Annotated in this window: 21 protein-coding genes; 10 read left to right on the forward strand and 11 right to left on the reverse strand. The window is 73.2% G+C overall.

Features of this window, described 5'->3' with window-relative positions; translation table 11 throughout:
- Positions 1–96: 96 nt before the first annotated feature.
- Positions 97–717, forward strand: coding sequence for a LysE family translocator (locus ACZ4W5_RS01430; RefSeq protein WP_465651988.1), 621 nt, complete (start codon positions 97–99; stop codon positions 715–717).
- 46 nt (positions 718–763) lie between these two features.
- Here ACZ4W5_RS01430 and ACZ4W5_RS01435 read toward each other — a convergent pair whose 3' ends face one another.
- From ACZ4W5_RS01435 to ACZ4W5_RS01460, 6 genes are all read right to left on the reverse strand, one after another.
- The gene (locus ACZ4W5_RS01435) at positions 764–1,063 is read right to left on the reverse strand and encodes a hypothetical protein (protein WP_360229640.1); all 300 of its coding nucleotides are present in this window, start codon (positions 1,061–1,063) and stop codon (positions 764–766) included.
- A gap of 177 nt (positions 1,064–1,240) precedes the next feature.
- The gene (locus ACZ4W5_RS01440; protein WP_465651990.1) at positions 1,241–2,443 is read right to left on the reverse strand and encodes an XdhC family protein; all 1,203 of its coding nucleotides are present in this window, start codon (positions 2,441–2,443) and stop codon (positions 1,241–1,243) included.
- Between the two features lie 91 nt (positions 2,444–2,534).
- A complete protein-coding gene (locus tag ACZ4W5_RS01445; RefSeq protein WP_465651992.1) occupies positions 2,535–4,019 on the reverse strand; it encodes an NCS2 family permease in 1,485 nt (494 codons plus the stop codon).
- A gap of 375 nt (positions 4,020–4,394) precedes the next feature.
- Entirely contained in the window at positions 4,395–6,761 is a 2,367-nt protein-coding gene (gene pucD / locus ACZ4W5_RS01450; RefSeq protein WP_465651994.1) for a xanthine dehydrogenase subunit D, read from the reverse strand.
- A complete protein-coding gene (locus ACZ4W5_RS01455) occupies positions 6,758–7,246 on the reverse strand; it encodes a (2Fe-2S)-binding protein (RefSeq protein ID WP_360229632.1) in 489 nt (162 codons plus the stop codon). The genes pucD and ACZ4W5_RS01455 overlap by 4 nt, the downstream gene beginning before the upstream one ends.
- Positions 7,243–8,130: an FAD binding domain-containing protein gene (locus tag ACZ4W5_RS01460; protein ID WP_360229630.1), complete on the reverse strand. Its 888-nt coding sequence runs from the start codon at positions 8,128–8,130 to the stop codon at positions 7,243–7,245. The genes ACZ4W5_RS01455 and ACZ4W5_RS01460 overlap by 4 nt, the downstream gene beginning before the upstream one ends.
- Before the next feature lie 408 nt (positions 8,131–8,538).
- Here ACZ4W5_RS01460 and ACZ4W5_RS01465 point away from each other — a divergent pair, with 408 nt between their 5' ends.
- Positions 8,539–10,131 (forward strand): PucR family transcriptional regulator, encoded by a 1,593-nt coding sequence (locus ACZ4W5_RS01465; protein WP_360229628.1) that lies wholly within the window; start codon positions 8,539–8,541, stop codon positions 10,129–10,131.
- A gap of 174 nt (positions 10,132–10,305) precedes the next feature.
- Here ACZ4W5_RS01465 and ACZ4W5_RS01470 read toward each other — a convergent pair whose 3' ends face one another.
- Entirely contained in the window at positions 10,306–11,439 is a 1,134-nt protein-coding gene (locus ACZ4W5_RS01470; protein ID WP_360229626.1) for an alpha/beta hydrolase, read from the reverse strand.
- Between the two features lie 310 nt (positions 11,440–11,749).
- On the opposite strand from ACZ4W5_RS01470, the gene ACZ4W5_RS01475 reads away from it, so the two are divergent.
- From ACZ4W5_RS01475 to ACZ4W5_RS01505, 7 genes are all read left to right on the forward strand, one after another.
- Positions 11,750–12,769 (forward strand): sugar ABC transporter substrate-binding protein, encoded by a 1,020-nt coding sequence (locus ACZ4W5_RS01475; RefSeq protein WP_360229624.1) that lies wholly within the window; start codon positions 11,750–11,752, stop codon positions 12,767–12,769.
- Positions 12,766–13,806, forward strand: coding sequence for an ABC transporter permease (locus tag ACZ4W5_RS01480; protein WP_465651997.1), 1,041 nt, complete (start codon positions 12,766–12,768; stop codon positions 13,804–13,806). The genes ACZ4W5_RS01475 and ACZ4W5_RS01480 overlap by 4 nt, the downstream gene beginning before the upstream one ends.
- Positions 13,807–13,874: 68 nt before the next feature.
- Complete coding sequence (locus ACZ4W5_RS01485) at positions 13,875–14,753, forward strand: ATP-binding cassette domain-containing protein (protein ID WP_360229935.1); 879 nt, start codon at positions 13,875–13,877, stop codon at positions 14,751–14,753.
- Positions 14,750–15,856: an ROK family glucokinase gene (locus tag ACZ4W5_RS01490; RefSeq protein ID WP_402477911.1), complete on the forward strand. Its 1,107-nt coding sequence runs from the start codon at positions 14,750–14,752 to the stop codon at positions 15,854–15,856. The genes ACZ4W5_RS01485 and ACZ4W5_RS01490 overlap by 4 nt, the downstream gene beginning before the upstream one ends.
- Before the next feature lie 229 nt (positions 15,857–16,085).
- Positions 16,086–17,876: a gamma-glutamyltransferase gene (ggt, locus tag ACZ4W5_RS01495; protein WP_465652000.1), complete on the forward strand. Its 1,791-nt coding sequence runs from the start codon at positions 16,086–16,088 to the stop codon at positions 17,874–17,876.
- Positions 17,877–18,071: 195 nt separating this feature from the next.
- Positions 18,072–18,875 carry an exodeoxyribonuclease III gene (locus tag ACZ4W5_RS01500; RefSeq protein ID WP_360229618.1) on the forward strand — a complete coding sequence of 268 codons (804 nt, stop codon included), beginning with the start codon at positions 18,072–18,074 and terminating at the stop codon, positions 18,873–18,875.
- A gap of 185 nt (positions 18,876–19,060) precedes the next feature.
- Positions 19,061–19,648, forward strand: a complete 588-nt coding sequence (locus tag ACZ4W5_RS01505) for a hypothetical protein (protein WP_360229616.1) — start codon at positions 19,061–19,063, stop codon at positions 19,646–19,648.
- 99 nt (positions 19,649–19,747) lie between these two features.
- On the opposite strand, the gene ACZ4W5_RS01510 is transcribed toward ACZ4W5_RS01505, so the two are convergent.
- Positions 19,748–20,458, reverse strand: a complete 711-nt coding sequence (locus tag ACZ4W5_RS01510) for a lysoplasmalogenase (RefSeq protein WP_465652002.1) — start codon at positions 20,456–20,458, stop codon at positions 19,748–19,750.
- Between the two features lie 233 nt (positions 20,459–20,691).
- Between ACZ4W5_RS01510 and ACZ4W5_RS01515 the strand changes: the two genes are divergently transcribed.
- Entirely contained in the window at positions 20,692–22,497 is a 1,806-nt protein-coding gene (locus ACZ4W5_RS01515; protein ID WP_465652004.1) for a DUF2398 family protein, read from the forward strand.
- A 230-nt stretch (positions 22,498–22,727) separates the two neighbouring features.
- Here ACZ4W5_RS01515 and ACZ4W5_RS01520 read toward each other — a convergent pair whose 3' ends face one another.
- From ACZ4W5_RS01520 to ACZ4W5_RS01530, 3 genes are all read right to left on the reverse strand, one after another.
- Positions 22,728–24,101 (reverse strand): NAD(P)/FAD-dependent oxidoreductase, encoded by a 1,374-nt coding sequence (locus tag ACZ4W5_RS01520; protein WP_402488281.1) that lies wholly within the window; start codon positions 24,099–24,101, stop codon positions 22,728–22,730.
- Between the two features lie 206 nt (positions 24,102–24,307).
- Positions 24,308–24,487 carry a hypothetical protein gene (locus ACZ4W5_RS01525; protein WP_465652006.1) on the reverse strand — a complete coding sequence of 60 codons (180 nt, stop codon included), beginning with the start codon at positions 24,485–24,487 and terminating at the stop codon, positions 24,308–24,310.
- 203 nt (positions 24,488–24,690) lie between these two features.
- The gene (locus ACZ4W5_RS01530; RefSeq protein WP_402488287.1) at positions 24,691–26,343 is read right to left on the reverse strand and encodes a BCCT family transporter; all 1,653 of its coding nucleotides are present in this window, start codon (positions 26,341–26,343) and stop codon (positions 24,691–24,693) included.
- Positions 26,344–26,465 lie beyond the last annotated feature (122 nt).

A 26,465-nucleotide genomic window follows, 5' to 3' on the forward strand; every position in this document is an offset into this window, starting at 1 on the left:
CTTCCCCCCCCCCCCCCCCCCCCCCCCCCCCCCCCCCCCCCCCCCCCCCCCCCCCCCCCCCCCCCCCCCCCCGGGCCTGTGAGAGCATCGAGGCCCATGGAGATGACAACGGCTCTGTGGTCCTTCGCCCTCGTCGTGGGGCTGCTCACCCTCACTCCCGGGCTCGACACCGCGTTGATCCTGCGGACGTCCGCGCTGGGGCGGCGGCGGCAGGCGTGGGGGGTCGTGCTGGGGATCCAGACCGGGACGCTGATCTGGGGGACGCTGACCTCGGCGGGCGTGACGGCGCTGCTCACCGCCTCGCAGGTGGCGTACGAGGTGCTGCGCTGGGCCGGTGCCGCCTACCTGGTGTGGATGGGCGTCGGGATGCTGCGCAAGCGCGGGGCGGAGGCCGCGGCCGAGCAGGAGCCGGCCGAGGGCGGGTTCGTCCACGGCTGGCGGCGCGGGACGCTGACCAATCTGCTCAACCCCAAGGTCGGGGTGTTCTACGTGGCGGTGCTGCCGCAGTTCATCCCGGCCGGGGCCCCGCACTTCGCCGCCGGGGTGGCGCTGACCTGCGTGCACGTGGTGGAGGGCGTGCTGTGGTCGACGGTCCTGGTCGGCTTCGCCCGGGTGCTGCGCGGTTGGCTGCGCCGCCCGGCCGCCCGGCGGGCGATGGACCGGGTGACCGGCGCGGTGGTGGTGGGCTTCGGCCTCAAGCTGGCGCTGGCCGACTGAGCCGAGCCGCCGTACGAGACCGGCCCGAGCCGGGCCGCAGCCAGGGTCAGGCCGGTGCGATCCGCCGCAGCCCCTCGCGCAGATCGTCGGCGTTCATGGCGATGCGGACGTTCACGTTCGCCTCCAGCCGTAGCCAGAACGGCTCGCAGATCGCGACGATGGAGGCTTCGTCCGGTACGTCCACGACGAGTAGCATGCTGCGGCGGCCGTCGCCGCTGGCGAAGAAGTACGAGGCCTCGGGCTTGAGTTGGCCGAGGAGGCGTTCCAGTTCGGTGCCCATCGAGCCGTCGGCGATGAGCTTGTTGGAGGCAGCGGTGTCGAGGGTGACATCCAGCAGGGCGCGCATGGTCCCCGCTCCTTCCCCGGGCTCGGGGTGAGTCCGCACCTCCAGCCTCCCGCCGCCGTCGCGGCCACGCAACGTGACACCGGAGCGGCCACGCACCGTGAGACCGGCCCCCGGACGGTCCTCAGGCCGCGTACCTCAGGCCGCGTGCGTCTGGCCACGTGCGTCAGGCCGCGTACCTCAGGCCGCGTGCGTCCGGCGGGCGTGCGTCCGGTGCGCGGGCGTCGGCTCCTCCGCGGCCAGCGGTGCGGTGTCGTGGTGGATCGGCCCGTCGCCGGCGCTCAGCGGCAGGCAGCTGCCGCCGCGGCGGTGGGCGATGATCTCGGCGGCGACCGAGACGGCGGTCTCCTCGGGGGTGCGGGCGCCGAGGTCGAGGCCGATGGGGGAGCGCAGCCGGGCGAGTTCGGCGTCGGTGAGGCCGGCGTCGCGGAGCTTGGCCTGCCGGTCGCGGTGGGTGCGCCGGGAGCCCATGGCGCCGATGTAGCCGACCGGCAGGCGCAGGGCGCGTTCGAGCAGTGGCACGTCGAACTTGGCGTCGTGGGTGAGCACGCAGAGCACGGTGCGGCCGTCGATCCGGCCGAGCTGGGAGTCCAGGTAGCGGTGCGGCCAGTCGACGACGACCTCGTCGGCCTCGGGGAAGCGCCGGGTGGTGGCGAAGACGGGCCGGGCGTCGCAGACGGTGACGTGGTAGCCGAGGAACTTGCCGATCCGCACGACGGCGGCGGCGAAGTCGATCGCGCCGAAGACGAGCATCCGGGGCGCGGGCACGTAGGACTCGACGAAGCAGGTGACCGTCCCCTGTTCCTGTTCGTCGCAGGGCCGGCCGTCGAGGCCGAGCACGATCCGTCCGGTGCGTCCGGCGTCGAGCATGGCCCGGGCCTCCGTGACGAGGGCGCGTTCGAGCGCGCCGACGGTGGACGGTCCGACGCTGAGCGCGCCGTGCTGTCCGTCGGCGGTGACGGCGAGGGTGGCGCCGAGGAGCCCGGCGGGGCCGTCGATCACCCGGGCGAGGGCGACGGGCGTCCCGTCGGCGATGTGGCGCAGGCCGGCGTCCATGCCCGGGTCGGTGCCGGGCACGACCGGCTGGACGAACACGTCGAGGATCCCGCCGCAGGTCAGGCCGACGGCGAAGGCGTCCTCGTCGCTGTAGCCGAAGCGTTCCAGGACGGGTTCGCCGGATTCCAGGGCGGCCTGGCAGAGCTCGTAGACGGCGCCTTCGACGCAGCCGCCGGAGACGCTGCCGACGGCTTCCCCGGCGACGTCGACGGCCAGCGCCGCCCCGGGGTCGCGCGGGGCGCTGCCGGAGACGCCGACGACGGTGGCCACGGCGAAGGAGCGCCCGGACGCGTGCCAGGCCTGCAACTGCTCGGCGATGTCCTGCATGTCGGATGCTCCTTACACGTTTCGACAGTAGCGGGGGCGCCGCCGTACGGGAAACGATCCCGTACGGCGGCGGTGGTGATCAAAGGTGCACTCAGTGCACGCCCAGCCAGGACTTGACGGGGCTGAGGGCGAAGTACACGACGAACACCGCGGTGAGGACCCACATCAGCAGGCCGGGCTCGCGCCACTTGCCCTGGCCGGCCTTGATCACCGAGTAGGAGATGACGCCGGCCGCGACGCCCGCGGTGATGCTGTAGGTGAACGGCATCAGCACGGAGGTGAGGAAGGCCGGGATGGCGACCTCGCGGTCGGACCAGTCGATGTGCCGGGCCTGGCTCATCATCATCGAGCCGATCACCACCAGGGCGGCGGAGGCGACCTCGACCGGGACGATCCCGGCCAGCGGCGAGAAGAACAGCATCAGGGCGAACAGGCCGCCGGTGACGGTGGAGGCGAGGCCGGTGCGGGCGCCGTCGCCGACGCCGGTGGCGGACTCGACGAAGACGGTCTGTCCGGAGGCGCCGGCCAGGCCGCCGACCGCGCCGCCGGCGCCGTCGATGAACAGGGCCTTGGACAGGCCGGGCATCCGGCCCTGCCGGTCGGCGAGCCCGGCCTCGGTGCCGACGCCGATGATGGTGGCCATCGCGTCGAAGAAGCCGGCCAGCACGAGGGTGAACACGGCCACCGAGGCGCTGATCGCGCCCAGACCCTTGCCGCCGAAGGCGCCGAACAGGTCGACGTGGCCGAAGAGGCTGAAGTCGGGGGCGGCGACGGGGCTTCCGGGCCACACCGGGACGGAGTTGCCCCAGGCCTTTGCGGGTACGTCGGCGAGCTTGTTGACGACGACGGCGACCACGGTGCCGCCGGCGATGCCGATCAGGATCGCGCCGCGCACGCCGCGCGCCATCAGCACGAAGATCGTGAGCACCGTGAGGCTGAAGATCAGGACGGGCCAGCCGGAGAGCTCGCCGAAGGGGCCGAGCGACAGCGGGGTGGGGCCGCCGGTGTGCACGAAGCCGGCCTTGTAGAGCCCGATGACGGTGACGAACAGGCCGATGCCGATGGTGATCGCGTGCTTGAGCGGCAGCGGGATGCCGTTCATGATCTTCTCGCGCAGTCCGGAGACCACCAGCAGCACGATCAGCAGGCCGTAGATCACGCACAGGCCCATGGCCTGGGGCCAGGTGGTGTGCGGTACGACGAGCGCGGAGACCGCGCCGGAGACGGAGAGCCCGGCCGCCAGCGCGAGCGGCACGTTGCCGACCACGCCCATCAGGATGGTGGTGACGGCGGCCGCCAGGGCGGTGGCGGTGGTCAGCGCGGCGTGGTCGAGCTTGACGCCGTTGACGTCCGCGCCGCCGAGGATCAGCGGGTTGAGCAGGATGATGTACGCCATCGCCATGAACGTGGTGAGGCCACCGCGTAGTTCGTTGGCGAGGGTCGAGCCGCGGGCCGAGATCTTGAAGTACGCGTCGAGCGCGCCCTTGGGCTCCGCTGTCGAGGACGAGGGGTGGGGCTCGTCCTCGGCGGGTCTGTCTGTTTCAGTGGTGCCGGGCTCCGTGGGGATCCTGGTCATGTCCACTCCCAAGTGTCAAAGGGGGTTGGGGTGGGCGAGCCGACCTGACTGCCAGTCAACGAAGTTGGCACAGGGGGACGGTATCGACTCACTGGTGGCACTCGTAGGGGAGTGCCAGCGGTGCGGATGGGGTGGTGCGTGGTGCTGGTGGTGGCGCCTGGTGGTGGTGCCTTGTACCGGCGCCTGGTGGTGGTGCGTTGTGCTGGTGGTGCGTTGTGCTGGTGGCGCGGATGAGGGTGGTGCGCACCACTGCGGAACCCCGGCGTGGGCAGGGCAGCGGATGTGGGGGGTGGGGGTCCCGGGGCGGCGGGGAAGACGTGTCACCGCCCCGGGAAGTACTGCCGTGGTGGAAGCTCGCTGGCCGAACTCCCGGGATCAGCCGGGCTGTTCGGTGGTCAGGTGCTCCGGCCGGACCGGGATCCGGTTGAGCGCGAGCCCGGTCGCGTTGCGGATCGCCGCCACGATCGAGGGGGTCGCCGACACGGTCGGCGCCTCGCCGACGCCGCGCAGCCCGTACGGGGCGTGCGGGTCGGGCAGTTCGAGGACGTCCACCGGGATCGGCGGGGTGTCCAGGATGGTGGGGATCAGGTAGTCGGTGAAGGAGGCGTTGCGCACCTTCCCGTCCCGGACGATGATCTCCTCCATCACGGCCAGGCCGAGCGCCTGGGTGCAGCCGCCCTGGATCTGGCCGACCACGGAGAGCGGGTTGAGCGCCTTGCCGACGTCCTGGACGGCGGTCAGCTCGACCACCTTGACCAGGCCGAGTTCCACGTCCACGTCCACCACGGCACGGTTGGCGCAGAAGGTGTACTGGACGTGGCCGAAGCCCTGGCCGGTCTCCTTGTCGAAGGCCTGGGTGGGCCGGTGGTGGTGCTCGCGGGTGAGGTCGATGGCCTCGTCGCCGAGCAGGTCCACCATGGGCACCAGCACGCCGGCGCTCTCCGAGACGACCTTGCCGCCGGTCAGCGTGATGTCCTTATGGGTCCAGCCGTAGCGGCGCCGGCCCTTCTCGATCAGCTCCCGCCGGACGGCCTCGGCGGCGAGCTTCACGGCGCCGCCGGTCATGTACGTCTGGCGCGAGGCGGAGGTCGAACCGGCCGATCCCACTTCGGTGTTGGCCGGGTGGATGGTGACCTGCTCGACGCCCAGCTCGGTGCGGGCGATCTGGGCGTGCACGGTGACGCCGCCCTGGCCGACCTCCGCCATCGCGGTGTGCACCATGGCGACCGGCTCGCCGCCGATCACCTCCAGGCGCACCCGGGCGGTGGAGTAGTCGTCGAAGCCCTCGGAGAAGCCGACGTTCTTGATGCCGACCGAGTAGCCGACCCCGCGCACGATGCCCTCGCCGTGCGAGGTGTTGGAGAGCGCGCCGGGCAGCGAGCGCACGTCGAGGTGCTCGGTGTCCAGCGGCGGCGGCAGCGGCATGTCCTTGGCCCGCTGCAGCAGTTCGGCCACCGGGGCGGGGGAGTCGATCTGCTGGCCGGTGGGCATGAAGTCGCCCTCCGACATCGCGTTCAGCTGCCGCAACTCGACCGGGTCCATGCCGAGTTCGACGGCCAGCTTGTCCATCTGGGTCTCGTAGCCGAAGGCCGCCTGGACGGCCCCGAAGCCGCGCATCGCCCCGCAGGACGGGTTGTTGCTGTAGAGCGCGATGGCGTGCATCTTCACGTTCGGGATCACGTACGGCCCGTGCCCCAGCGAGGCCGCGTTGCCGACGACGGCCGGGGAGGCGGAGGCGTAGGCGCCGCCGTCCAGCACGATCCGGCAGTCGGCGAAGACCAGCTTGCCGTCGCGGGTGGCGCCGTGCTCGTAGTGCATCCGTGCCGGGTGGCGGTGGACGTGGCCGTAGAAGGACTCGTCCCGGGAGTACACGATCTTGACCGGCTTGCCGGTGTGCAGGGCCAGCAGGCAGGCGTGGATCTGCATCGAGATGTCCTCGCGGCCGCCGAAGGCGCCGCCGACCCCGGCCAGGGTGAGCCGGACCTTCTCCTCGGGCAGGTCCAGCACCGGGGCCATCTGCTCGCGGTCCACGTGCAGCCACTGGGTGGCGATGTAGAGGTCGATGCCGCCGTCCTCGGCGGGCACGGCCAGGCCGGACTCGGGGCCCAGGAAGGCCTGGTCCTGCATGCCGACCTCGTAGTCGCCGCTGACGATGACGTCCGCCATCGCCCGCACCTCGTCGGTCACGCCGAGGCCGGAGACCAGCTTCTGCTCGTGGCAGATGTTGCCGTACGCGTGGGACTTGTACTCGTGCGGCTCGTGCACGTACCCGTGGGTCTCCGGGTCGAGGCACTGCTCCTCGGTGACGATCGGGGTGAGCACCTCGTACTCGACCTTGATCTTCTTCACCGCGCGCCGGGCGGTCTCCGGGTGGTCGGCGGCGACCAGGGCGATCGCCTCGCCGTGGTAGCGGACCTTGTCGATCGCCAGGGCCGGCTGGTCCTGGATCTCCAGGCCGTAGTACTTGGAGCCGGGGATGTCCTCGTGGGTGAGCACCGCGTAGACGCCGGGCACCTTGAGTGCCTCGGAGATGTCCACCGAGAGGATGTTGGCCCGGGGGTGCGGCGAGCGCAGCGCCATACCCCAGAGCATGTCCTCGTGCCACAGGTCCGAGGAGTAGGCGAACTCGCCCTTGACCTTCAGGTTGCCGTCCGGGCGCAGCGGCGAGCCGCCGATGCCGTCCTTCGAGGCCTGGTTGATGTTCTGCAGGTTCTTCTGGCCCTGGATGGTCCTGGTGCTCATGCCGAAGCCCCCTCACCGGCGCACTTGCGGGCGGAGGCGAGCCGCACCGCGTCCATGATCTTCTCGTAGCCGGTGCAGCGGCAGAGGTTGCCCGACAGCGCCTCGCGGATGTCGTTGTCGCTCGGCTGGGAGTCCTTCTCCAGCAGGGCGTCGGTCTGCACCAGCAGCCCCGGGGTGCAGAAGCCGCACTGGACGGCCCCGGCGTCGACGAACGCCTGCTGGACCAGGCCCAGTTCGCCGTTCTCCTCGGCCAGGCCCTCGACCGTGCGCACCTCGCGGTCCTGCACCTGGCCGGCCGCGACCAGGCAGGAGCAGACCGGCACGCCGTCCAGGTAGACGGTGCAGGAGCCGCACTCGCCCTGCTCGCAGGCGTTCTTCGACCCGGGCAGGCCGACCCGCTCGCGCAGCACGTAGAGCAGGCTCTCGCCCTCCCACACGTCGTCGGCCTCGACCGGCTTGCCGTTGGCGGTGAACGTGACCTTCATGCCGCGCTCCTGATCTGCTTGCTGTAGTCGTTCCAACACCAGGTGAGGGTGCGGCGGGCCATCACGGCCAGCGCGTGCCGCCGGTAGTCGGCGGTGCCGCGGACGTCGTCGATGGGGGAGGCGGCGGCCTTCACCAGCTCGCCGAAGCGCTGGATCACCTCGGTGCCGAGCAGTTCCCCGGACTCCCAGAGCCCGCGCTCGGCGAGCACGCCCTGGAGGTACTCCTCGGCCTCGACGGCGCGGCGCGGCGTGGGGGCAGCCGAACCGATACCGGTGCCGACGGTGCCGTTCTTCGGGTGAAGGGCGAAACCGAAGGCGCAGACCGCGATCACCATCGCGTTGCGGGTGCCGATCTTCGAGAACTGCTGCGGGCCGTCCGCGACCGGGATGTGCACGGCCCGGATCAGCTCGTCGGCCGCCAGGCTGTTGCGCTTCACGCCGACGTAGAACTCGTCGATCGGGATCAGCCGGGTGCCGCGCACCGAGGCCGCCTCGACGAAGACGTCCCGGCCGGCCGCCAGCAGCGCGGGGTGCGCGTCACCGGCCGGGGAGGCGCCGCCGAGGTTGCCGCCGACGCCGCCGCGGTTGCGGATCTGCGGCGAGCCGACGGTGTGGGCCGCCAGGGCGAGCCCGGGCAGCGGCCCGGACAGCTCCGAGATGATCCGGGCGTACGGGACGGAGGCGCCGAGTCGGACGACGCTGCCGTCGTTCGTCCATTCGGTGAGCTCGGTGACGCGGTTCAGGTCGAGAATCGCGGATGGCCGGTGCACGTCGAAGTTCAGCTCGACCATGACGTCCGTGCCGCCCGCGATGGGCAGCGCGGTCGGGTACTCAGCCTTCGCCGCGAGAGCCTCGTCCCAGGTGGCGGGCCGAAGGAACTCCATGCGGGTTTCTCCTCAGGTCTTCGCCGACCGGGTGTCCGGCGGCGTGTCGCCCAGTGAACTCCTGTGACGCGGCCCACTGGCAGTCACCGATGGCATGAAGCCCCGGCTGTGAGCCCGCCCGGCATCCTGTACGTTCCTCTAAGCAGGAGAATCCGCAGCCCAGGTGTTCGCCGAGTGCTACCTACGACCGTAATCCGGCCGTGATTCGCGGGCGACGGGCCCGTAACCCGGCGGCCCGCTGGTACGTAACGCCGAGCACGGATGTTCGGGCACACTGTCACCCCCGGACGGCGTGCCCGGCAGCCCCCCACCCCCGTCCAGGCCCCCGTCCAGGCCCCGATCCCCGCTTCCACCCCCGCTTCCACCCCGCTTTGCCACCCTGTTCCAGCCCCCGTTAGGAGTCCGCGGATGCGTGTCCGTGACCTGCTCGCCCCCGGCGCCCCCCGACTGCGCCTGCTCGCGGCGGAGGAGGAGCTGGACCGGCAGGTCAGCGGCGTGATGACCACGGACCTGCACGACCCCGGCCGCTACCTGCACGGCGGCGAGCTGGTGCTCACCGGGATGCTCTGGCGCGGCGGCCCCGCCGACTCCGAGCGCTTCGTGCGGACCATCGCGGCCGGCGGCGCGGTCGCCCTGGCGGCCGGTGAGGCCGAGGTCGGCCCGGTGCCCGAGGACCTGGTCGAGGCCTGCCGCCGGCACCGGATGCCGCTGCTGGCCGTCCCCGACGACATCGCCTTCGGCACCGTCACCGAGTTCATCGGCCGTCAGGTCTCCGCCGACCGCGCCGCCGACCTCGCCGCCCTGGTCGACCGGCACCGGCTGCTGGTCTCGGCGGCCGGCGGCGGCGGACTGGACGCCGTGCTGGACCTGCTCGGCGGCGACCTCGACCTGGACTGCTGGGTGCTCACCCCGACCGGCGCGGTGATCGCCGGCCCGGCCGACCGGCTCACCGCCGAGGACCGCGACCAGCTGGTCCGCGCCCACCTCGCCGCCCAGCGCCAGCGCCGCCGCCCCCCGCACCGGGCCCGACTGGCCGGCGGCGCCTACTCGCTGCTGCCCGCCGCGGCCTCCGCCGAGCACGAGGCGCCGCTGGTCGACTGGGTGCTCGCGGTGGCCGGCGACGTCACCGAATGGACCACCAAGCGCCAGCAGCTCGCCGAGAACCTGGCCCGGCTGGTCGCCGCCGAGCGCCACCGCCGGGACGAGGGCCGCCGGCTGCGCCGCCGACTGGCCGACGAACTGCTCGCCCTGCTGCGCCGCGACGCCGACCCGGCCGAGATCAGCCGCACCCTGTACGCCTCCTCGGCGATGGCCGCCCGCTACGAGAGCCCCGAGCCCAAGTCCCCGGCCCAGGACGCCTCCTGGCTGGTGCTCAGTGCCGAGGGCACCGGCCTGCCCGAGGGCACCGTACGGGCCGTGCTGGAGGAGGCGCTCGGCGGCACCGGTGACCGCGCCCTGGTCGCCGGGGCGGGTAACGGCGCCGTGGTGGTGCTGCCCGCGCTGGACACTCCGGTGCCCGCCGACACCCTGCGTGAGCTGCTCGCCCCGCTGGAGGCCGGGCTGGGCTCGGAGGGCCGGATCACCCTCGGCGTCTCCGCCCCCGCCTCCGAGGCGGGCGGCCTGCGCGGCGCCCTGGAGGAGGCCCGGCACGCCCGTCGGATCGCCGCCGCCCGGGTCGGCCGGGTCTGCGTCGCCGGCCCCGAGGAGCTGGCCTCGCACGTGCTGCTGCTGGCCGCCGTCCCGGACGAGGTCCGCCGCGCCTTCCGCAGCCGGCTGCTGGACAAGGTGATCGCGTACGACATCGAGCACCAGGCGGACCTGGTCCGCACCCTGGAGGCCTTCCTGCGTTCGGACGGCTCCTGGACCCGCTGCGCCGGGCAGCTGCACGTCCACGTGAACACCCTGCGCTACCGGATCGGCCGGATCGAGGAGCTGACCGGGCGGGACCTCTCCCGCCTGGAGGACCGGGTGGACTTCTACCTGGCGCTGGAACTGGCCTGACCGTTTCCTGACAGTTCCACCCGATGAACGTCGGCCCCAGGAACGGCCGCTTCCTGGGAGGTCACTGGAGGGCGCCGGAACCGGCCGGGAACAGCCAAGAGTGGATGGAATCGGCCGGGGGCCCGCCGCGATCACTCGCGACGGGCCCCCGGCCGTTCCGGCGGTGCCGGTCGGTCACTGCACCGGGATGATCCCGGTCAGCCACTCGAAGGCGCTCGGGACCATCCGCTTCCACATGTCGGTGGTGTGCGGGCCGGTGCTCTCCTCGACCTGGATCTTGGTCGGCTCCTTGGCCGCGGCGGCGATCGCCTGGCCGTCCTCGTAGCCGTCGCCCTTGGCGCCGCTGACCAGCAGGGCGACCTTCGGCGGCTGCTGGGCGGACTTGAGGATGTTGACCGGGTTGTTCTCGGTGCGCAGCTTCGGGTCCTTGCCGACCAGCGAGTCGCCCTCGGTGGCCGGGTCGTTGTAGCCGGACATCGCGATGGCGGCGCGGTAGCGGTTGGGGTGGGCGAGCGAGATCTTGGCCGCGCAGTGGGCGCCGGCCGAGTAGCCGGCGATCGCCCAGCGGTCCGCGGACGGGTCGGCGCGGAAGTTGTCCAGCACCATCTGCGGGACGTCGCGGGTGATCCAGGCGTCCGCGTTGATCTTGCCGGGGATGTCGGTGCAGCCGGCGTCCTGGTGGCTGCCCAGCAGCAGGGTGCGCGGCGAGACCAGGATGAAGGGCGCGACCTTGCCCTGCTGCATCAGCGGCTTGAGCTGCTCGGAGACCTTGAGGGTGCCGTACCAGGTAGAGGAGGAGCCCGGGTAGCCGGGGATCAGCTCGACCACCGGGAACTTCTTGTCCTTGAACGCCGGGTCGTTGTACTGCGGCGGCAGCCAGACCAGCACCTCGCCGTCGACCCCGGACACCTGGCCCTTGAGCTCGGTCTTCTGGACGTCGCCGGGCACCGCCGGGTCGTTCACGCCGCCGAACTTCTGCAGCACCTTCGGCGGCTGCTTGGCGGCGTCGCCGGAGCCGTCCTTGCCGTTGCCGGCCGGGTCCACCGGCGCCACCGAGGGCACCGCGCGGACGTGGTCACCGGTGCCGAGCAGGTCGTCCCAGTTGCCGTAGATCAGGTTCGCGTTGTTGACCATCACGAAGACCATCAGCACGGCGGTGACCTGGCAGAACATGATCATGACGATCCGGGACAGGGTACGGACCGGCTGGGGGCCGCGCACCTTCCCCCAGAAGAGCAGCGCCACCGCGATGGACACCGGCACCAGGATGACGGTGAGGATGAAGAATGGCGTACCTGTCAGTTCCATCGAGTTCTCGTATCCGGGTCGCTCGCCGCCCGGGCCCCACTCGCCCGAACGCACGTCAATGGCATCAGACGGCAACCAGCGGATGATCGGTTGCCGTCCGAATCTGTGCGGAACCTGAGAGGAACATCACGTTTCCGAGCTGCTCCCGCTTCGGGTCGGCGCCTAGTCTGTCACCCGGGCGGCGGTGCTCCGGACCAGATGTTCAGCGAACTTCCAGGAAGGTCCCCCGGGGCACCTTACCTGGCGCGCCGTTCGCGCTGCCGGGCGAGGCGGTGCGATCCCGCGCGGCCGGGCCAGAGAGACTATGGGGATGAGCACAACCCGCTTTCGCCCGTCCCGCCGCTTCTGGCCCGTGTGCGCCGTCCTGGCCCTCGCGGTCACCGCGGCCGGTTGCAGCAGTACCGGAGGCAGACGCGCCGAGGAGGCCCGCGCCAAGGCCGCGGCCACCGGTGGCAGCGCCGTCACCACCCCGCGCTGGAAGGTCGCCATGGTGACCCACGCCGGCGCCGGCGACGCCTTCTGGGACAGCGTGCGCAAGGGCGCCGAGCAGGCCGCCGCCAAGGACAACATCACCTTCCTGTACTCCAACGACGCGCAGACCCAGAACCAGGTCCAGCTCGTCCAGGCCGCCATCGACCAGAAGGTCGACGGCCTGCTGGTCACCCTCGCCAAGGGCGACGCGATGGCCGACGTCCTCGGCAAGGCCAAGGCGGCCGGCATCCCGGTCATCACGATCAACTCCGGTCAGGAGTTCTCCGCGAAGTTCGGCGCGCTCACCCACATCGGCCAGGACGAGTCCTCGGCCGGCCAGGCGGCCGGCACCGAGCTGGCCTCGCGCGGCCGCAAGAACGTGCTGTGCGTGATCCACGAGCAGGGCAACGTCGGCCAGGAGCAGCGCTGCTCCGGCGCCCAGTCCAAGGCCGGCGGCGGCTTCCAGGTGATGTACGTCAACGGTGTCGACATGCCCGACGCCCGGGCGGCGATCTCCGCCAAGCTCCAGGCCGACCCGTCCATCGACACCGTGCTCACCCTCTCCGGCCCGATGGCCGCCACCGGGCTGCAGGCCGTCCAGGACGCTCACCGCGGCGTGGAACTGGACACCTTCGACCTGGGCCAGCAGGTGGTCGCCGGGCTCAAGTCCGGCAGCGTCGGCTTCGCCGTCGACCAGCAGCCCTACCTCCAGGGCTACGAGGGCGTCGACCTGCTCTGGCTGTACAAGTCCAACCTGGACATGCTCGGCGGCGGCAAGCCGGTCGCGACCGGCCCGCAGATCCTGACCAAGGACGACGCCGGCGCGCTCGCCGAGTACGTCGCGAGGGGGACCAGGTGAGCGGCTCCACCGCCCCGGACCTGCTCGTCCAGGACCGTCCGGCCGCCCTGCGGCGCCTCCTCGCCCGCCCGGAGCTGGGCTCGCTGATCGCCGCGGTCGCGGTGTTCGCGGTCTTCGCCGCCGTCGCGGAGCCGTTCCTGCGGGTCTCCTCGCTGGGCACCGTGCTCTACGCGGCCTCCACCATCGGGATCATGGCCGTGCCGGTCTCGCTGCTGATGATCGGCGGCGAGTTCGACCTGTCGGCCGGCGTGCTGGTCACCACCGCCGCGCTGACCTCCTCGATGGTCTCGTACCAGTTCACCGCCGTCACCTGGGTCGGCGTGCTGGTCTCGCTGGCCACCACGCTGGCGATCGGCGGGTTCAACGGCTGGATGCTCGGCCGCACCAGGCTGCCCAGCTTCATCGTCACCCTCGGCACCTTCCTGATGCTGACCGGCGCCAACCTGGGCGTCACCAAGGCGATCTCCGGGACGGTCTCCACCAAGTCGATCGCCGACATGCAGGGCTTCGAGAGCTGCCGGTGGCTGTTCGCCTCCGAGGTGAACATCGGCGGGCTGACGGTCAAGGCCACCGTCTGGTGGTGGCTCGGCCTGCTGGTGGTCGGCAGCTGGCTGCTGCTGCGCACCCGCTTCGGCAACTGGATCTTCGCCGTCGGCGGCGACGCGGCGGCCGCCCGCGCGGTCGGCGTGCCGGTCGCCCGGACCAAGACGCTGCTCTACCTGGGCGTCGGCTTCGGCGCCTGGGTGCTCGGGCAGCACCTGCTGTTCTCCTTCGACACCGTGCAGTCCGGCGAGGGCGTCGGCAACGAGCTGATCTACATCGTGGCGGCGGTGATCGGCGGCTGCCTGATCACCGGCGGCTACGGCTCGGTGGTCGGCTCCGCGCTCGGCGCGCTGATCTTCGGCATGGCCAGCAAGGGGATCATCTACGCCCAGTGGAACCCGGACTGGTTCAAGTTCTTCCTCGGCGCGATGCTGCTGCTGGCCGCGCTGCTCAACGCCTACGTGAAGCGCCGGGCGGAACGGGGTCCGCGATGAACGACCAGCTCGGCTCCGGCACGGGGTCCGCGATGAACGACCGGCCCGGCTCCGGCACGGGGTCCGCGATGAACGACCGGCCCGGCTCCGGCACGGAGCGCCCGGTGGCCACCGAACCGGCGGGCACCGAACTGCTCGCGCTGGAGGGCGTCGGCAAGACCTACGGGACGGTCCGCGCGCTGCAGGACGTCTCGCTGACCCTGCGGGCCGGCGAGATCAGCTGCGTGCTCGGCGACAACGGGGCCGGCAAGTCCACCCTGATCAAGATCATCGCTGGGCTGCACCGGCACGACGAGGGCCGCTACACCATCGGCGGCGAGGAGGTCCGGCTGGACTCCCCGCGCCAGGCGCTGGACCGCGGCATCGCCACCGTCTACCAGGACCTCGCCGTCGTCCCGCTGATGCCGGTGTGGCGCAACTTCTTCCTCGGCTCCGAGCGGGGCACCCGCCGCTGGGGCGGCCTGCGACTGGACGCCGAGGGCATGCGTGCCACCACCCGCGAGGCGCTCGCCAGGATGGGCATCGACCTGCACGACGTCGACCGGCCGATCGGCACCCTGTCCGGCGGCCAGCGCCAGTGTGTGGCGATCGCCCGTGCCGTGCACTTCGGTGCCAAGGTACTCATCCTGGACGAGCCGACCGCGGCGCTCGGCGTCAAGCAGTCCGGGGTGGTGCTCAAGTACGTCACCGCGGCCCGCGACGCCGGGCTCGGGGTCGTCCTGATCACCCACAACCCGCACCACGCCTACCTGGTCGGCGACCACTTCACCCTGCTGAAACGGGGGCGGATGGCGGGCAGCCACCCGCGTGCCGAGATCGGCCTCGAACAGCTCACCACCGAGATGGCCGGCGGCTCCGACCTCGCCGAACTCTCGCACGAGCTGGCCCGACCGTCGGCCCCCGGCCCCACCGAACCCGACTCTCGTGAGGAGCGTCCGCAGCCGTGACCAGCCCCCATGGCAGCACTCGGCCGACCGTCCTGCCCACCCTGCTCGGCCTCGGCCCGCGCGCCGAGCGCCGCCGCCGCGCCCTGCCCGCGGGCATACTGCGGCTGCCCACCATCGGCGTCGACATCGGCGGCACCAAGGTGGTCGCCGGGGTCGTCGACGGCGAGGGGAAGGTGCTGGAGAAGCTGCGCACCGACACCCCCGACAAGAGCAAGAGCGCCAAGGTGGTCGAGGACGTGATCGTCGAGCTGGTGCTCCAGCTCGCCGACCGGCACGACGTCCACGCGGTCGGCATCGGCGCGGCCGGCTGGGTCGACGCCGAGCGCTCCCGGGTGCTCTTCGCCCCGCACCTCAACTGGCGCAACGAGCCGCTCCAGCAGGCGCTCAGCGAGCGGCTGCGGTTCCCGGTGATCGTGGAGAACGACGCCAACGCGGCCGCCTGGGCCGAGTGGCGCTTCGGCGCCGGGCGCGGCGAGGACCACATGGTGATGCTCACCCTGGGCACCGGCATCGGCGGCGCGGTCGTCCGGGACGGCTACGTCGACCGCGGTAAGTACGGCCTGGCGGGCGAGTTCGGACACATGCAGGTGGTGCCCGGCGGCCACCGCTGCCCGTGCGGCAACCGCGGCTGCTGGGAGCAGTACTCCTCCGGCAACGCGCTGGTGCGGGACGCCCGGGAGCTGGTCGCCGAGGAGTCCCCGGTGGTGCAGCCGCTGCTCGCCCGGGCCGGCGGCACGGTCGAGGGCATCACCGGGCCGCTGGTCACCGAGGCCGCCCGGGAGGGCGACCCGACCGCCACCGAGCTGCTCTACGAGGTCGGCACCTGGCTCGGGGTCGGCATCGCCAACCTGGCGGCCGGCCTCGACCCGGGGCGCTTCGTCATCGGCGGCGGCGTCTCCGAGGCCGGCGACCTGCTGCTCGGCCCGGCCCGGGACACCTTCCGCCGCACCCTCACCGGTCGCGGCTTCCGGCCCGAGGCCACCATCGTCCACGCGGCCCTCGGCAACGAGGCGGGGCTGGTCGGCGCCGCCGACCTGGCGCGGCAGGTCGCGCGGCGGTTCCGCACCATCAAGCGGCGGCGGGTGGAGCGCAGCGCGCTGTAGCGGGAGTGGGGCGGCGAACAGGGTTCAGCTGACAGATTTCAGATAACAGATTTCAGCGAACAGATAACAGATAACGAAATCTGTTCGCTGAAATCTGTCAGCTGTCATCCGTTCCCCTCCGCCCCTCCCGCCTCTCCTGTCAACTACCCATTGGTAGCCGTGCGGTGTGGTTGTCGGATTCATGTCTCCTGTGGAACAACTGACGTGACGTCGACTCAGGAGGACTCGGATGAGGGCTCTGACCCGCCTAGCGCCATCACTGTTGATCGCCACCGCACTGGTCTGGGCCACCACGACCGGGCCCGCCGGCGCCGCGGCGCCGCCGCCCAAGGCGCCCGAGGCGGTGGGCTGGGGCGGGGCGGTGGCCTCGGTGGACGCCGACGCCACCGCCGCCGGGATCGAGGTGCTGCGCAAGGGCGGGAACGCGGTGGACGCGGCCGTCGCCGCCGCGGCCGCGCTCGGCGTCACCGAGCCCTACTCCTCCGGGATCGGCGGCGGCGGGTACTTCGTCTACTACGACCACGCCACCGGCAAGGTGCACACCATCGACGGCCGCGAGACGGCCGGCCGCACCGCCGACTCCGGACTGTTCCTGGAGGGCGGCAAGCCGCTCGCCTTCGCCGACGCCGTCACCAGCGGACTGTCCGTCGGCGTCCCCGGCACGCCGGCCACCTGGGACTCCGCACTGCGCCAGTGGGGCACCCGCTCGCTCGCGCAGAACCTCGAACCCGCCGAGCGGATCGCCGAGAACGGCTTCGTCGTCGACGACACCTTCCGCGGCCAGACCTCCGACAACTACAGCCGCTTCAAGGACTTCCCGGCCACCGCGAAGATCTACCTCCCCGACGGCAAGCTCCCCGAGGTCGGTTCCGTCCTGCGCAACCCCGACCTCGCCGCGACCTACAAGCTGCTCGCCAAGGACGGCGTGAAGGCCTTCTACCAGGGCGAGTTGGCGCAGGACATCGCCAACACCGTGCAGCACCCGCCAGTTGACCCGGCCTCCGGCCGCAACGCCCGCCCCGGAAAGGTCGACGCCACCGACCTGGCCGCCTACCAGGTCCGCCGCCAGACGCCCACCCACGTCGCCTACCGCGACTACGACGTCTACTCGATGGCGCCGTCCAGCTCCGGCGGCACCACCGTCGGCGAGGCGCTGCACATCCTGGAGGACGGCGACCTCTCCGGCTACAGCGGCACGCAGTACTACCACCACTTCCTGGAGGCCTCGCGGATCGCCTTCGCCGACCGCAACCGCTGGGTCGGCGACCCGGCCTTCGCCGACGTCCCGACCAGGCAGCTGCTCTCCGAGCGCTACGCCGCCTCCCGGGCCTGCCTGATCAGCCCGGACCGCGCGCTCACCAGCCCGCTCGCCCCCGGCGACCCGTACCACCCGGCCGACTGCGCGGACACCGGGCAGGCCCTCCCCGAGCCTTACGAGGGCCCCAACACCACCCACCTGACGGTGGCGGACCGCTGGGGAAACATCGTCTCGTACACCCTCACCATCGAGCAGACCGGCGGCAGCGGCATCACCGTCCCCGGCCGGGGCTTCCTGCTCAACAACGAGCTGACCGACTTCGACTTCGTCCCGCTCGCCGCCGGCGTCCCCGACCCCAACCTGCCCGGCCCGGGCAAGCGGCCGCGGTCCTCGATGTCCCCGACCATCGTGCTGCGCGACGGCGAGCCGCTGCTGGCCACCGGCAGCCCGGGCGGCGCGACCATCATCACCACCACCCTCCAGGTGCTGCTCGGCCGCCTCGACCGGGGCCTGAGCCTGGAGCAGGCGATCGCCGCGCCGCGCGCCAGCCAGCGCAACAGCGCCGTCACCCAGGCCGAGCCCGGCTTCCTGGCGCTGCCGGAGCGGCCCGCGCTGGAGGCCCTCGGGCACCGGTTCGCCGCCGGCGGCGAGATCGGCGCCGCCACCGGGGTGGAACGGCTGCCGGACGGCCGCTGGGTGGCCGCCGCCGAGCCGGTGCGACGCGGCGGCGGCTCGGCCGCGGTGGTCCGCCCCGCGGGCTGACCACCGGGCCCGGCTGGACCACCACCGGGCCCGGCTGGACCACCGCCGGGCCCGGCCGTGGCGCCGACCGCCGAGCGCCCGGCCGTGGCGCCGGTCGGGCCGGGTTGTCGGTGCCGGGCGGTATGTTCGGGGTGGGTCTCCCCGTGGGGCCCACCCCCGTCCGTACCGACCGAACCACCGGGAAGGCCGCCCGCCGTGACCGTCCGCATCGCCACCTGGAACATCAACTCCGTCACCGCGCGGCTGCCCAAGCTCCTGGAGTGGCTGGAGAGCGCCAAGCCCGACGTGCTCTGCCTCCAGGAGCTCAAGTGCGCGGCCGACGCCTTCCCGTACGAGCAGGTCCGCGAGCTCGGCTACGAGACGGCCGCGCACGGCACCGGCCGGTGGAACGGCGTCGCGATCGTCTCCCGGATCGGCCTGGAGGACGTCGTGCGCGATCTGCCCGGCCAGCCCGGCTACCTGGCCGACGGCGCCCTGCTGCCCGACGTCGAGCCGCGCGCCATCGCCGCCACCTGCGGCCCGGTCCGGGTCTGGTCCGTCTACGTGCCCAACGGTCGCGAGGTCGACCACCTGCACTACCACTACAAGCTGGAGTGGCTGGAGGCGCTGCGCAAGGCCTCCGCCGAGGACGCGGCCGGCCCCCGCCCCTTCGCGATCCTCGGGGACTTCAACATCGCCCCTACCGACGCGGACGTCTACGACGTCGCCGCCTTCGAGGGCCTCACCCACGTCACCCCGGTCGAGCGCGCCGCGCTGGCGGCGCTGGGCGAGATCGGCCTGCAGGACGTGGTGCCGCGTCCCCTCAAGTACGACCACCCCTACACCTACTGGGACTACCGCCAGCTGGCCTTCCCGAAGAACCGCGGCATGCGGATCGACCTCACCTACGCCAACAAGCCCTTCGCCGACGCCGTCACGGACAGCTACGTGGACCGCGAGGCCCGCAAGGGCAAGGGCACCTCGGACCATGCCCCGGTCGTGGTGGACCTGGACCTGTGAGGCCTCCGGGGCGGCGGTGACGCCGGGTGACGGTCACGGAGGGTGACGGGCTGTCGCTCGAACGGTCCTGAGCGGTGGCCGGGCCCGGTGGGCCTGCCTACCGTCGGTGAATGACCGGGTGCAGTTGACACATCACGTGGACATGGGAGTCCCCGGCTGCGCCCGAGAATCCCGGAGGTTCCGGCATGCGCCCCACGCGTACGGCCGCCGCCGCCCTGATCGGCGCGACGGTGCTGACCGGTCTGACGGCCCCCCTCGCAGCAGCCAGGGACGGCGCGGCCTCGGTCAGCCCGTCCCAGGCCGCACCGGGCCAGACCGTGACGGTCACGGTCTCCTGCGAGAAGTCGGACAAGCCCGACGCCAAGACCATCACCGCCCACTCCGCCGCCTTCGAGGGCGGCCCCGCGACCCTCACCCTGGGCTCCGACGGCAAGCACACCGGCTCGGCCCGGCTCGCCTCCCAGCACAACGGGGACAGCAAGGTCGACGGCACCTGCCCGGACGGCGGCGCCTTCTCCACCACCGTCAAGGTCACCACCGTGGCCGCCACCGCCCCCAACAAGGGCCTCGGCGACTGGGGCGAGGCAGCGGGGGAGTGGGCCGGCTCGCTCGGACAGTCCGGCGCCGGCAGCCAGCAGGTCGCCCCGCACGGTGCGGTGAAGACCGGGCTCGGCGGCTCGGTCGCGGGGGACCCGGCGGAGCTGGCCGGAGGGCTGGCCCTGGTCGCGGGCGCCGTCGGCGGCTTCTGGCTGCTCCGGAGGCGCAGTGGCTGACGGCCCCGCCCCCCGCGTACGCGCGCGCCGCGCCGCCGAGCCCTGACCGGACCGGCGGCGCGGCGGCGTTTCGGTGGCGGGTGGGGCCGCGGCGGTGCGTCAGCGGGCCGCCCGCTCCTGCCGTTCCTCGTGCTGGAGCAGACCGCTGGCCAGCAGGTACTGGGCCAGCACGTACGTCGCCATGATCCAGAACTGATGCCCCGGCAGCTCGCGCCACTTCGCCAACTGGGTCGCGATCAGGGTGTCGGAGAGCAGGAACAGCGCCCCGCCCAGCCCGGTCCGCCAGCCCAGACCGGCCGCGGTGACCGCCGTCGAGGTGAGCAGCAGGCTGTACCCGGCCACCGGGACCTTGAGCTCCCCGAGGTCCGGCCAGAGCTGACCGATCATGCCCACCCAGGCCGTCGCGTACGCGGCCGCGACCACCAGGGCGCGCCGCCGGTCGGTGAGCGCCCCGCGCCGGACGAACATCGCGACGTAGCAGACGTGCGCGGCCGCGAACGAGCCCATCCCGGCCAGGAACGCGGTGTCGTCGTTCAACTGGAGCAGCACGTCCCCGCCCGCGCTCGCCAGCAGCGCCGGGGTCAGCAGCTTCGGCGCCTCGCGCTCGGTCCGGGCCGCCGCCGCCACGCTGTGGGCGGCCAGCAGCGGCATCAGGGCTGGCTTGGTGGCGTTGCGCAGCACCGGGGCTCCGGAGAGGATCGAGCCCAGGTGCACCGCCGAGGCGGCCGCGAAGCCGCCGAGCAGGCCGGTGGCCGAACGCAGGCGCCCGCCGAGGCCGGTGGTGGCGCGGGTGGTCGTACGGATGCTCATGCGGCGTCTGCCTCCGAGGTCGCCCGGGGTGGAGGGTCCACCGACCCCGAGGGAACCGGTGGGGCGGGGAAGACCAGGTTACCGGTGCGTAACCCGCGCGGGGAGGGGGGAGTGACGGCCCGGCCGGGAGAGCGGAGCGCCGGCGACCGCTTCGAGGGCTCCTGCGGAGACTTCCTCAGGAGGGCGGTTGCTGCCACCGGGTGAGCCGGTCACCGTCTAGTCTGGACCCCGACATGGAGCAGCAGGAGTACGCGGTCGGCGCCACCCGGGTGGCCGCCGGCAGGCCGGACGGACGCAAGGGCGGGGCAGGGCGGGGAACCGCCGCCGCCGTCCTCGCCGTACGCGGACCCGAAGCCGCCGGAACCGGGATCGCCGCCGGTGCCGGGAGCGTTGTCGCCGGTACCGGAATCGCCGCCGACACCGCCGACAGCGGCGCCACCGGGCCCGCCGAAGCTCGCGCCACCGGGGCCGCCGACCCGGCCGATGCCGTGGGTGAGCACGGTGCTGACGGCCCGCAGGAGCCCGGCGGGGCGCTCTCGCCCGACCCGGGACTGCTCCGGCTCGCCCACTGGTTCGCCGCCGCCACCCCCGGCACCGCCGACGACCTGTGCACCGCCTCCTTCGGCCTCTACCCCGCCCGACACCTCGGCAGCGCCGCCGAGCCCGGCGACCCCGCCGTCAGCTGGTGGCACGGCCCGACCGCCCACACGGCCGCCGTCCCGCGTGCCCGCGAGGCCCGTGCGGGCCGCACCGACGGCGGCCTGCGCCGAGCCCGGCGCGACGCCGCCGCCCTGCCCGTCGTCCGGTCGGGTGCCAAGCTCGGCCGGCCCGGCCGGCACCGCAGGCCGGAGCGCACCCGGGCCCTGCCGGAGCTGCCCGGCGACGTCCCGGAGCCGGCGGGCGAGGAACTCCCGGACGCCGAACGCCGGATCGCCGCCCGGCTGTTGCTCGCCCACCCGCTGGTCACCGCCTCCGGCCCGCACGCCGACGGCTTCCCGCTGATCCGCCGTCACCGCGACTGGCTCGTCGAACGCTTCGACACCCTGCTCGGCTACCGCCTGGTCGTCGGCCCCTGGCACGCCCGGCTCTGCAAGGCCGGCCTCGGCCCCGGCGCCGCCCGCCGCCTCGAACACCCCGTCACCGGTGCCCCGTTCACCCCGGCCGGCTACGCCCGGCTCGCCCTCGCGCTGGCCCTGCTCGTCGACGCCCCCGAACAACTCCCGTACGGGCGGCTGCTCGACGCGATGCGGGCCGCGGCCCCCGAACTCGCGGCCCAGGCCGCCGACCCGGACGCCCTCGGGATGGCGCTCGCCGCGCTGGCCGACTGGCAGGTGCTCGGCGACCTGCCGGCCGACCCGGCCGACACCGCCTTCGTGCTGACCGTCGACCGTGAACTCGCCCGCGCCGTCCCGGCCGGACCGCCCGCCCTCGCCGCCGATGCCGCCGACCTGATCCGCCGCGCCGCCGAGGCCGAACCCGCCACCGCCGTGCGGCGCCTGCTCGCCGAGACGCCCGCCGTCCTCGCCGCCGACCTCCCCGAGGACCGGCGCGCCTGGCTGCACGAGCACCGGCTCAGCGGCCCGGCCGCCCTCGCGGACTTCCTCGGGCTGGAGGTCGAACTGCGGGCCGAGGGCGTCGCCCTGCTCGACCCGGCCGCCGAACTCACCGACCTCGCCCTCCCCGGCACCGGCACCCTCTCCCAGGCCGCCCTGCTGCTGGTCGAAGGCCTGGTGGAGGAGGTCCGGCCGCTGCCCGGCGAGGCCACCGAGGGTGACGTCCCGATCGCCGACGCGCTGATAGACGGCCTCCTCGGCGACATCGCCGACGACCACGACCTCCCGGCCCGCTACCTCGCCGACCGTACCGCCCTGCGCCGCGACGCCCTCGACCTCCTCCACCGGCTCGGCCTGATCACCCCCACCCCCCGCACCACCTGGCTCCTCCGCCCCCCGGCCGCCCGCTACGCCCCGGCCCCGGACCTCCACCCCGCCCCCGGCACCGGCCGTCACTCCCGCCCCGCCACCTCGCTGGGGAGTTGAGCCCCGGTCCCCGAGTCCCGGGCCCCGACGCTGGGGCGGCGGGTGGCCGTGAGCCGAGCCCTGCCCCCCGGGGGGCACGCCCGCTGCGTCGGCCCGCCCACCGGTCCACGAGGCCTGCTGGCCCACGAGGCCTGCTGGCCCACGAGGCCTGCCAGCCCATGAGGCCTGCCGGCCCACGAGGCCTGCCGGGCCGACGAACCGGCGGGGCTGTCGTCCGTTGGGCGGGGTGGTCAGGCCGGGATGAGGGCTTCCCATTCGGTACGGGTGGGGCCGTCGTGGTGGGGGGTGAAGTCGGGGTGGGCGGCCAGCCAGGCGGTGAGGTGGCGGTCGACCTCCTCGCTGCCGTAGGCCTCGTCGGGCGTGCTGACCAGGTGGCGGACGTGGGCGCGGGCGCGCATGACGACCGGGTCGTCGAAGGCGCAGGCAGCGAGGGCGGCGGCGCGGCGCTCGGGCAGGGCCGAACCGTCCAGGAGGCGTTGCTCGTTGGCGCGGTCGGCGGCCACCTGGGCGTCGAACCAGGGCCGGAGGGTCCGGGCGGCCCAGTCGTGGTAGCCGGTGGGGTCGGCGGCGACCTGGTCGGCGTGGCCGGCGAGGTACTGGCCGGCGAGCAGGCCGAGCGCGACGCCGTGGCCGAGGGTGGGGTTGGTGTGGACGAGGCTGTCCCCGGCGTTGACCAGGCCGGTGACGACGGGGCCGGCGTCGTCGGTGAGGGAGGTCCAGCGGTTGTCCAGCCCGGCCATCGCCAGCACGCCCGAGCGGGGTTCGGGGTCGAGGTCGAGCCAGGCGGCGCAGGCCGGGAAGCGGCGGAGGACGGCCTCGAACACGGCGGGGTCGAGGAGCGCGCTACGGGTCGGGTCGCCGGTGGAGAGCACCATGCTCAGCGCGAAGGTGTCGTTGTCGGAGGGGAAGACCCCGGCGGCGGCGAACCCCGCGACCGAGCCGGTCCGCACCCGCCCGGGGTCGCGCGGGCCGTCGGCCCGCAGGCGGTACCAGCGGCACAGGTAGGTGATACCGGTGCGGTGGCTCTCGACGACGGGCGGGCGGCAGCCGGCGGCCGTCAGCCAGCCGGGGACGGCGGAGCGGCGGCCGGCGGCGTCGACGACGAGGTCGGCCGGGTGGGTCTCGGCGTCGACCCGCAGGCCGGTGACCTTGGGAGGGTTGCCGTCCTGGACGGTGAGGGCGCTCACCCGGCGGCCGCGCCGTACGTCGACGGAGGGCTCCCGCCGTACGGCCGCGGTGAGGGCGGCTTCCAGCACGATGCGGCGGGTGCGCAGGGTCACCAGGTCCTCGTCGCCGTCCCGGTGCGGCGGGTGCCGGTCGAACCAGTCGAAGTCGTGGTACTCCCGGGCGCCGCGGGCCAGCAGGTCGGCGTGGACGTCGGGGGCCTCGGCGCGCAGCACCGTGCGGACCGGGGCGAGGAAGGAGTGGGGCTGGTCGGCCTGGGGGACGCGGGGCCGCTTCCAGCGGTAGAAGTCCTGCTCCAGGTCGGTGTCGGCCGGTCGGGCCTCCTGTTCGAACAGGGTGACCGCATGGCCCCGTCGTCCGAGCATGAGGGCCGTTCCCAGCCCGCTGATCCCGCCACCGATGATTGCAACCCGCGCCACTGCATCCCCTTCGCGTCGTGTTGCAGAGCGATCATAGCGCTTGCTGATCTTCGGATTGACCTGGCCCCCCAGGAGCCAGTGACCACGGCCCCGGCCCCGGAAAGGCGACAGCACCGCGTCCGGAGTCGGACGGCGGTGCTGGACGGCGGCGCTGGACGGCGGTGCTGCTGGGGTGCGGTCGGGCGGGAGGTACCGGGCGCGGCCGGCTACTTGCTCGCGGTGGCGACGGCCATCGGGCCGTGCCGGACGGTCTCCACGGTGGCACCGACCCCGAGGGTGCCGAGGGCGATGGAGGCGAGGACGGCGGTGCAGGCGAGGAGACGGCGGTGGCGCTGGGGGAGCGGGAAGCGCGGTTCCTGGTAGGGCGCCTGAGGGCTGGCGTTCATGACAGGGAGGCTCCCAGGGCGGTGTGAACGGTCGGTACGCGCGGGTGAAGTCCGGACGGGGAACGGGCGTCGCTTGGCCGCATACGCCCCACCCGGCCGTCAGGTGGGGCGTATGCGCTGGTCAGCCGTGGTGCGGCGGGAGGCTCGGAGGAGTTCCGGAGCGGGGTTCGGCAGGCGGTTTGGCAGGCGGTTCGCTGCGGGCCTCAGGGCCGGCGGCCGCGCTCGGCGAGGGCCTCGCCCACCGCGACCCGGACGGCGTCCCGCAGGCCGTGGGCGGGGTGGAAGCGGGAGGGGCCGGCCGCCGGGTCCTCGCGGAGCTCCTTCACCAGGGAGAGGCAGAGCAGCAGCATCACCACCACGAAGGGCAGCGCGACCAGGATGGTGGCGTTCTGCAGTGCGGTGAGCCCGCCGGCCAGCAGCAGGGCGGCGGCGACCCCGCCCATCAGCACGCCCCAGACCACCACCAGCGGGGTGCGCGGGTGCAGCGAGCCGCGGCTGGAGAGCGAGCCGAGCACCAGGGAGGCGGAGTCGGCGCTGGTGATGAAGAAGGTCATCACCAGCAGGACCGCGACCACGCTGGTGACCGAGCCGAGCGGCAGCGAGCGCAGCATCTCGAACAGCGAGGCCTCCGCGCCGCGTGGGATGGTCGCGACGAGGTCGGCGGTGCCGGTGCCGACGAGCCGGATCGCGGTGCCGCCCATGACGCAGAACCAGATCACCGTGGCTCCGCTGGGCACCAGCAGCACGCCGAGCAGGAACTGCCGGATGGTGCGGCCGCGCGAGATCCGGGCGATGAAGGTGCCGACGAAGGGCGCCCAGGAGAGCCACCAGGCCCAGTAGAAGATCGTCCAGGAGCCGAGCCAGCTCTCGTCGGTGAAGGCGCCGGTCTGGGTGGACATCCCGAGCAGGTCGGAGAGGTACCCGCCGACGGTGGACGGGATCGAGTCGAGGACGAACACCGAGGGCCCGAACACGAAGACGAAGAGCATGATCAGCGAGGCCAGTACGACGTTCGCGGTGGAGAGCCACTTGACGCCCTTGTGGACGCCGGAGAACGCGGAGAGCACGAAGGCGGCGGTCAGCGAGCCGATGATGACGAGCTGGGCGTTCTGGGTGTTGCGGACGGAGGTGATGTAGCCGAGGCCGTCGGCGACCTGGAGCGCGCCGAGGCCGAGGCTGGTCGCGGAGCCGAAGACGGTGGCGAAGACGGCGAGCAGGTCGATCGCCCTGCCCTGCCAGCCGTCCGCGCCGCGCTGCCCGATCAGCGGGACGAAGGCGGCGGAGATCCGGTTGCCCCGGCCCTTGCGGAAGGTGGTGTAGGCGAGGGCGAGGCCGCCGACCGCGTAGATCGCCCAGGGGTGGAGGGTCCAGTGGAAGAGCGAGAACTCCAGCGCCTGCTGGGCGGCGGCCGCGCTCTGCGGTTCGAGGCCGGAGCCGGGCTGCGGGGCGGCGAACAGTTGCAGGGGCTCGCCGACGCCGTAGAACATCAGGCCGATGCCCATACCGGCGCTGAACATCATGGCGACCCAGGCGAGGGTGGAGAACTCGGGTTCGTCGTCGTCGCGGCCGAGCCGGATCCGGCCGAAGCGGCTGAAGGCGAGCAGCACGGTGAGGACCAGGAAGACGTCGGCGGCCACCACGAACAGCCAGCCGAAGTTGTGCAGCACCCAGCGGAGCGCGGTGCTGGAGGTGCGGCCGAGCGAGTCCTCGGCGAACACGCCCCAGGCGACCACCGCGAGCACCAGGACGGCGCTGATGCCGAAGACCGCCCGGTCGGTGGGCAGGGTGGCGGCGGGTTCGCCGGGGCCGTCGGGCTCCTGCACGCGCGGGGAGGGCTGCGGCGGCTGGCTGCTCATGCGGGCGGACCTCTCGACATACTCGGAACACGGGGATTCGCGATGTATGTCGCACTATGTCCAGTTGGCGGCGCGAGTGGCGGGAGGGCGCGCCGGGCAGGCGGCGGGCGGGGACCTTCGTC

The sequence above is a fragment of the Kitasatospora sp. NPDC029367 genome, assembly GCF_055569135.1.

Coding starts and splice junctions, on each gene's coding strand:
- ACZ4W5_RS01485 (WP_360229935.1), top strand. CDS start 13,875: ATGAACGACCGGCCCGGCTCCGGCACGGAGCGCCCGGTGGCCACCGAA.
- ggt (WP_465652000.1), top strand. CDS start 16,086: ATGAGGGCTCTGACCCGCCTAGCGCCATCACTGTTGATCGCCACCGCA.
- pucD (WP_465651994.1), bottom strand. CDS start 6,761: ATGAGCACCAGGACCATCCAGGGCCAGAAGAACCTGCAGAACATCAAC.
- ACZ4W5_RS01445 (WP_465651992.1), bottom strand. CDS start 4,019: ATGACCAGGATCCCCACGGAGCCCGGCACCACTGAAACAGACAGACCC.
- ACZ4W5_RS01455 (WP_360229632.1), bottom strand. CDS start 7,246: ATGAAGGTCACGTTCACCGCCAACGGCAAGCCGGTCGAGGCCGACGAC.
- ACZ4W5_RS01530 (WP_402488287.1), bottom strand. CDS start 26,343: ATGAGCAGCCAGCCGCCGCAGCCCTCCCCGCGCGTGCAGGAGCCCGAC.
- ACZ4W5_RS01470 (WP_360229626.1), bottom strand. CDS start 11,439: ATGGAACTGACAGGTACGCCATTCTTCATCCTCACCGTCATCCTGGTG.
- ACZ4W5_RS01440 (WP_465651990.1), bottom strand. CDS start 2,443: ATGCAGGACATCGCCGAGCAGTTGCAGGCCTGGCACGCGTCCGGGCGC.
- ACZ4W5_RS01525 (WP_465652006.1), bottom strand. CDS start 24,487: ATGAACGCCAGCCCTCAGGCGCCCTACCAGGAACCGCGCTTCCCGCTC.
- ACZ4W5_RS01515 (WP_465652004.1), top strand. CDS start 20,692: ATGGAGCAGCAGGAGTACGCGGTCGGCGCCACCCGGGTGGCCGCCGGC.
- ACZ4W5_RS01475 (WP_360229624.1), top strand. CDS start 11,750: ATGAGCACAACCCGCTTTCGCCCGTCCCGCCGCTTCTGGCCCGTGTGC.
- ACZ4W5_RS01510 (WP_465652002.1), bottom strand. CDS start 20,458: ATGAGCATCCGTACGACCACCCGCGCCACCACCGGCCTCGGCGGGCGC.
- ACZ4W5_RS01435 (WP_360229640.1), bottom strand. CDS start 1,063: ATGCGCGCCCTGCTGGATGTCACCCTCGACACCGCTGCCTCCAACAAG.
- ACZ4W5_RS01430 (WP_465651988.1), top strand. CDS start 97: ATGGAGATGACAACGGCTCTGTGGTCCTTCGCCCTCGTCGTGGGGCTG.
- ACZ4W5_RS01465 (WP_360229628.1), top strand. CDS start 8,539: ATGCGTGTCCGTGACCTGCTCGCCCCCGGCGCCCCCCGACTGCGCCTG.
- ACZ4W5_RS01505 (WP_360229616.1), top strand. CDS start 19,061: ATGCGCCCCACGCGTACGGCCGCCGCCGCCCTGATCGGCGCGACGGTG.
- ACZ4W5_RS01460 (WP_360229630.1), bottom strand. CDS start 8,130: ATGGAGTTCCTTCGGCCCGCCACCTGGGACGAGGCTCTCGCGGCGAAG.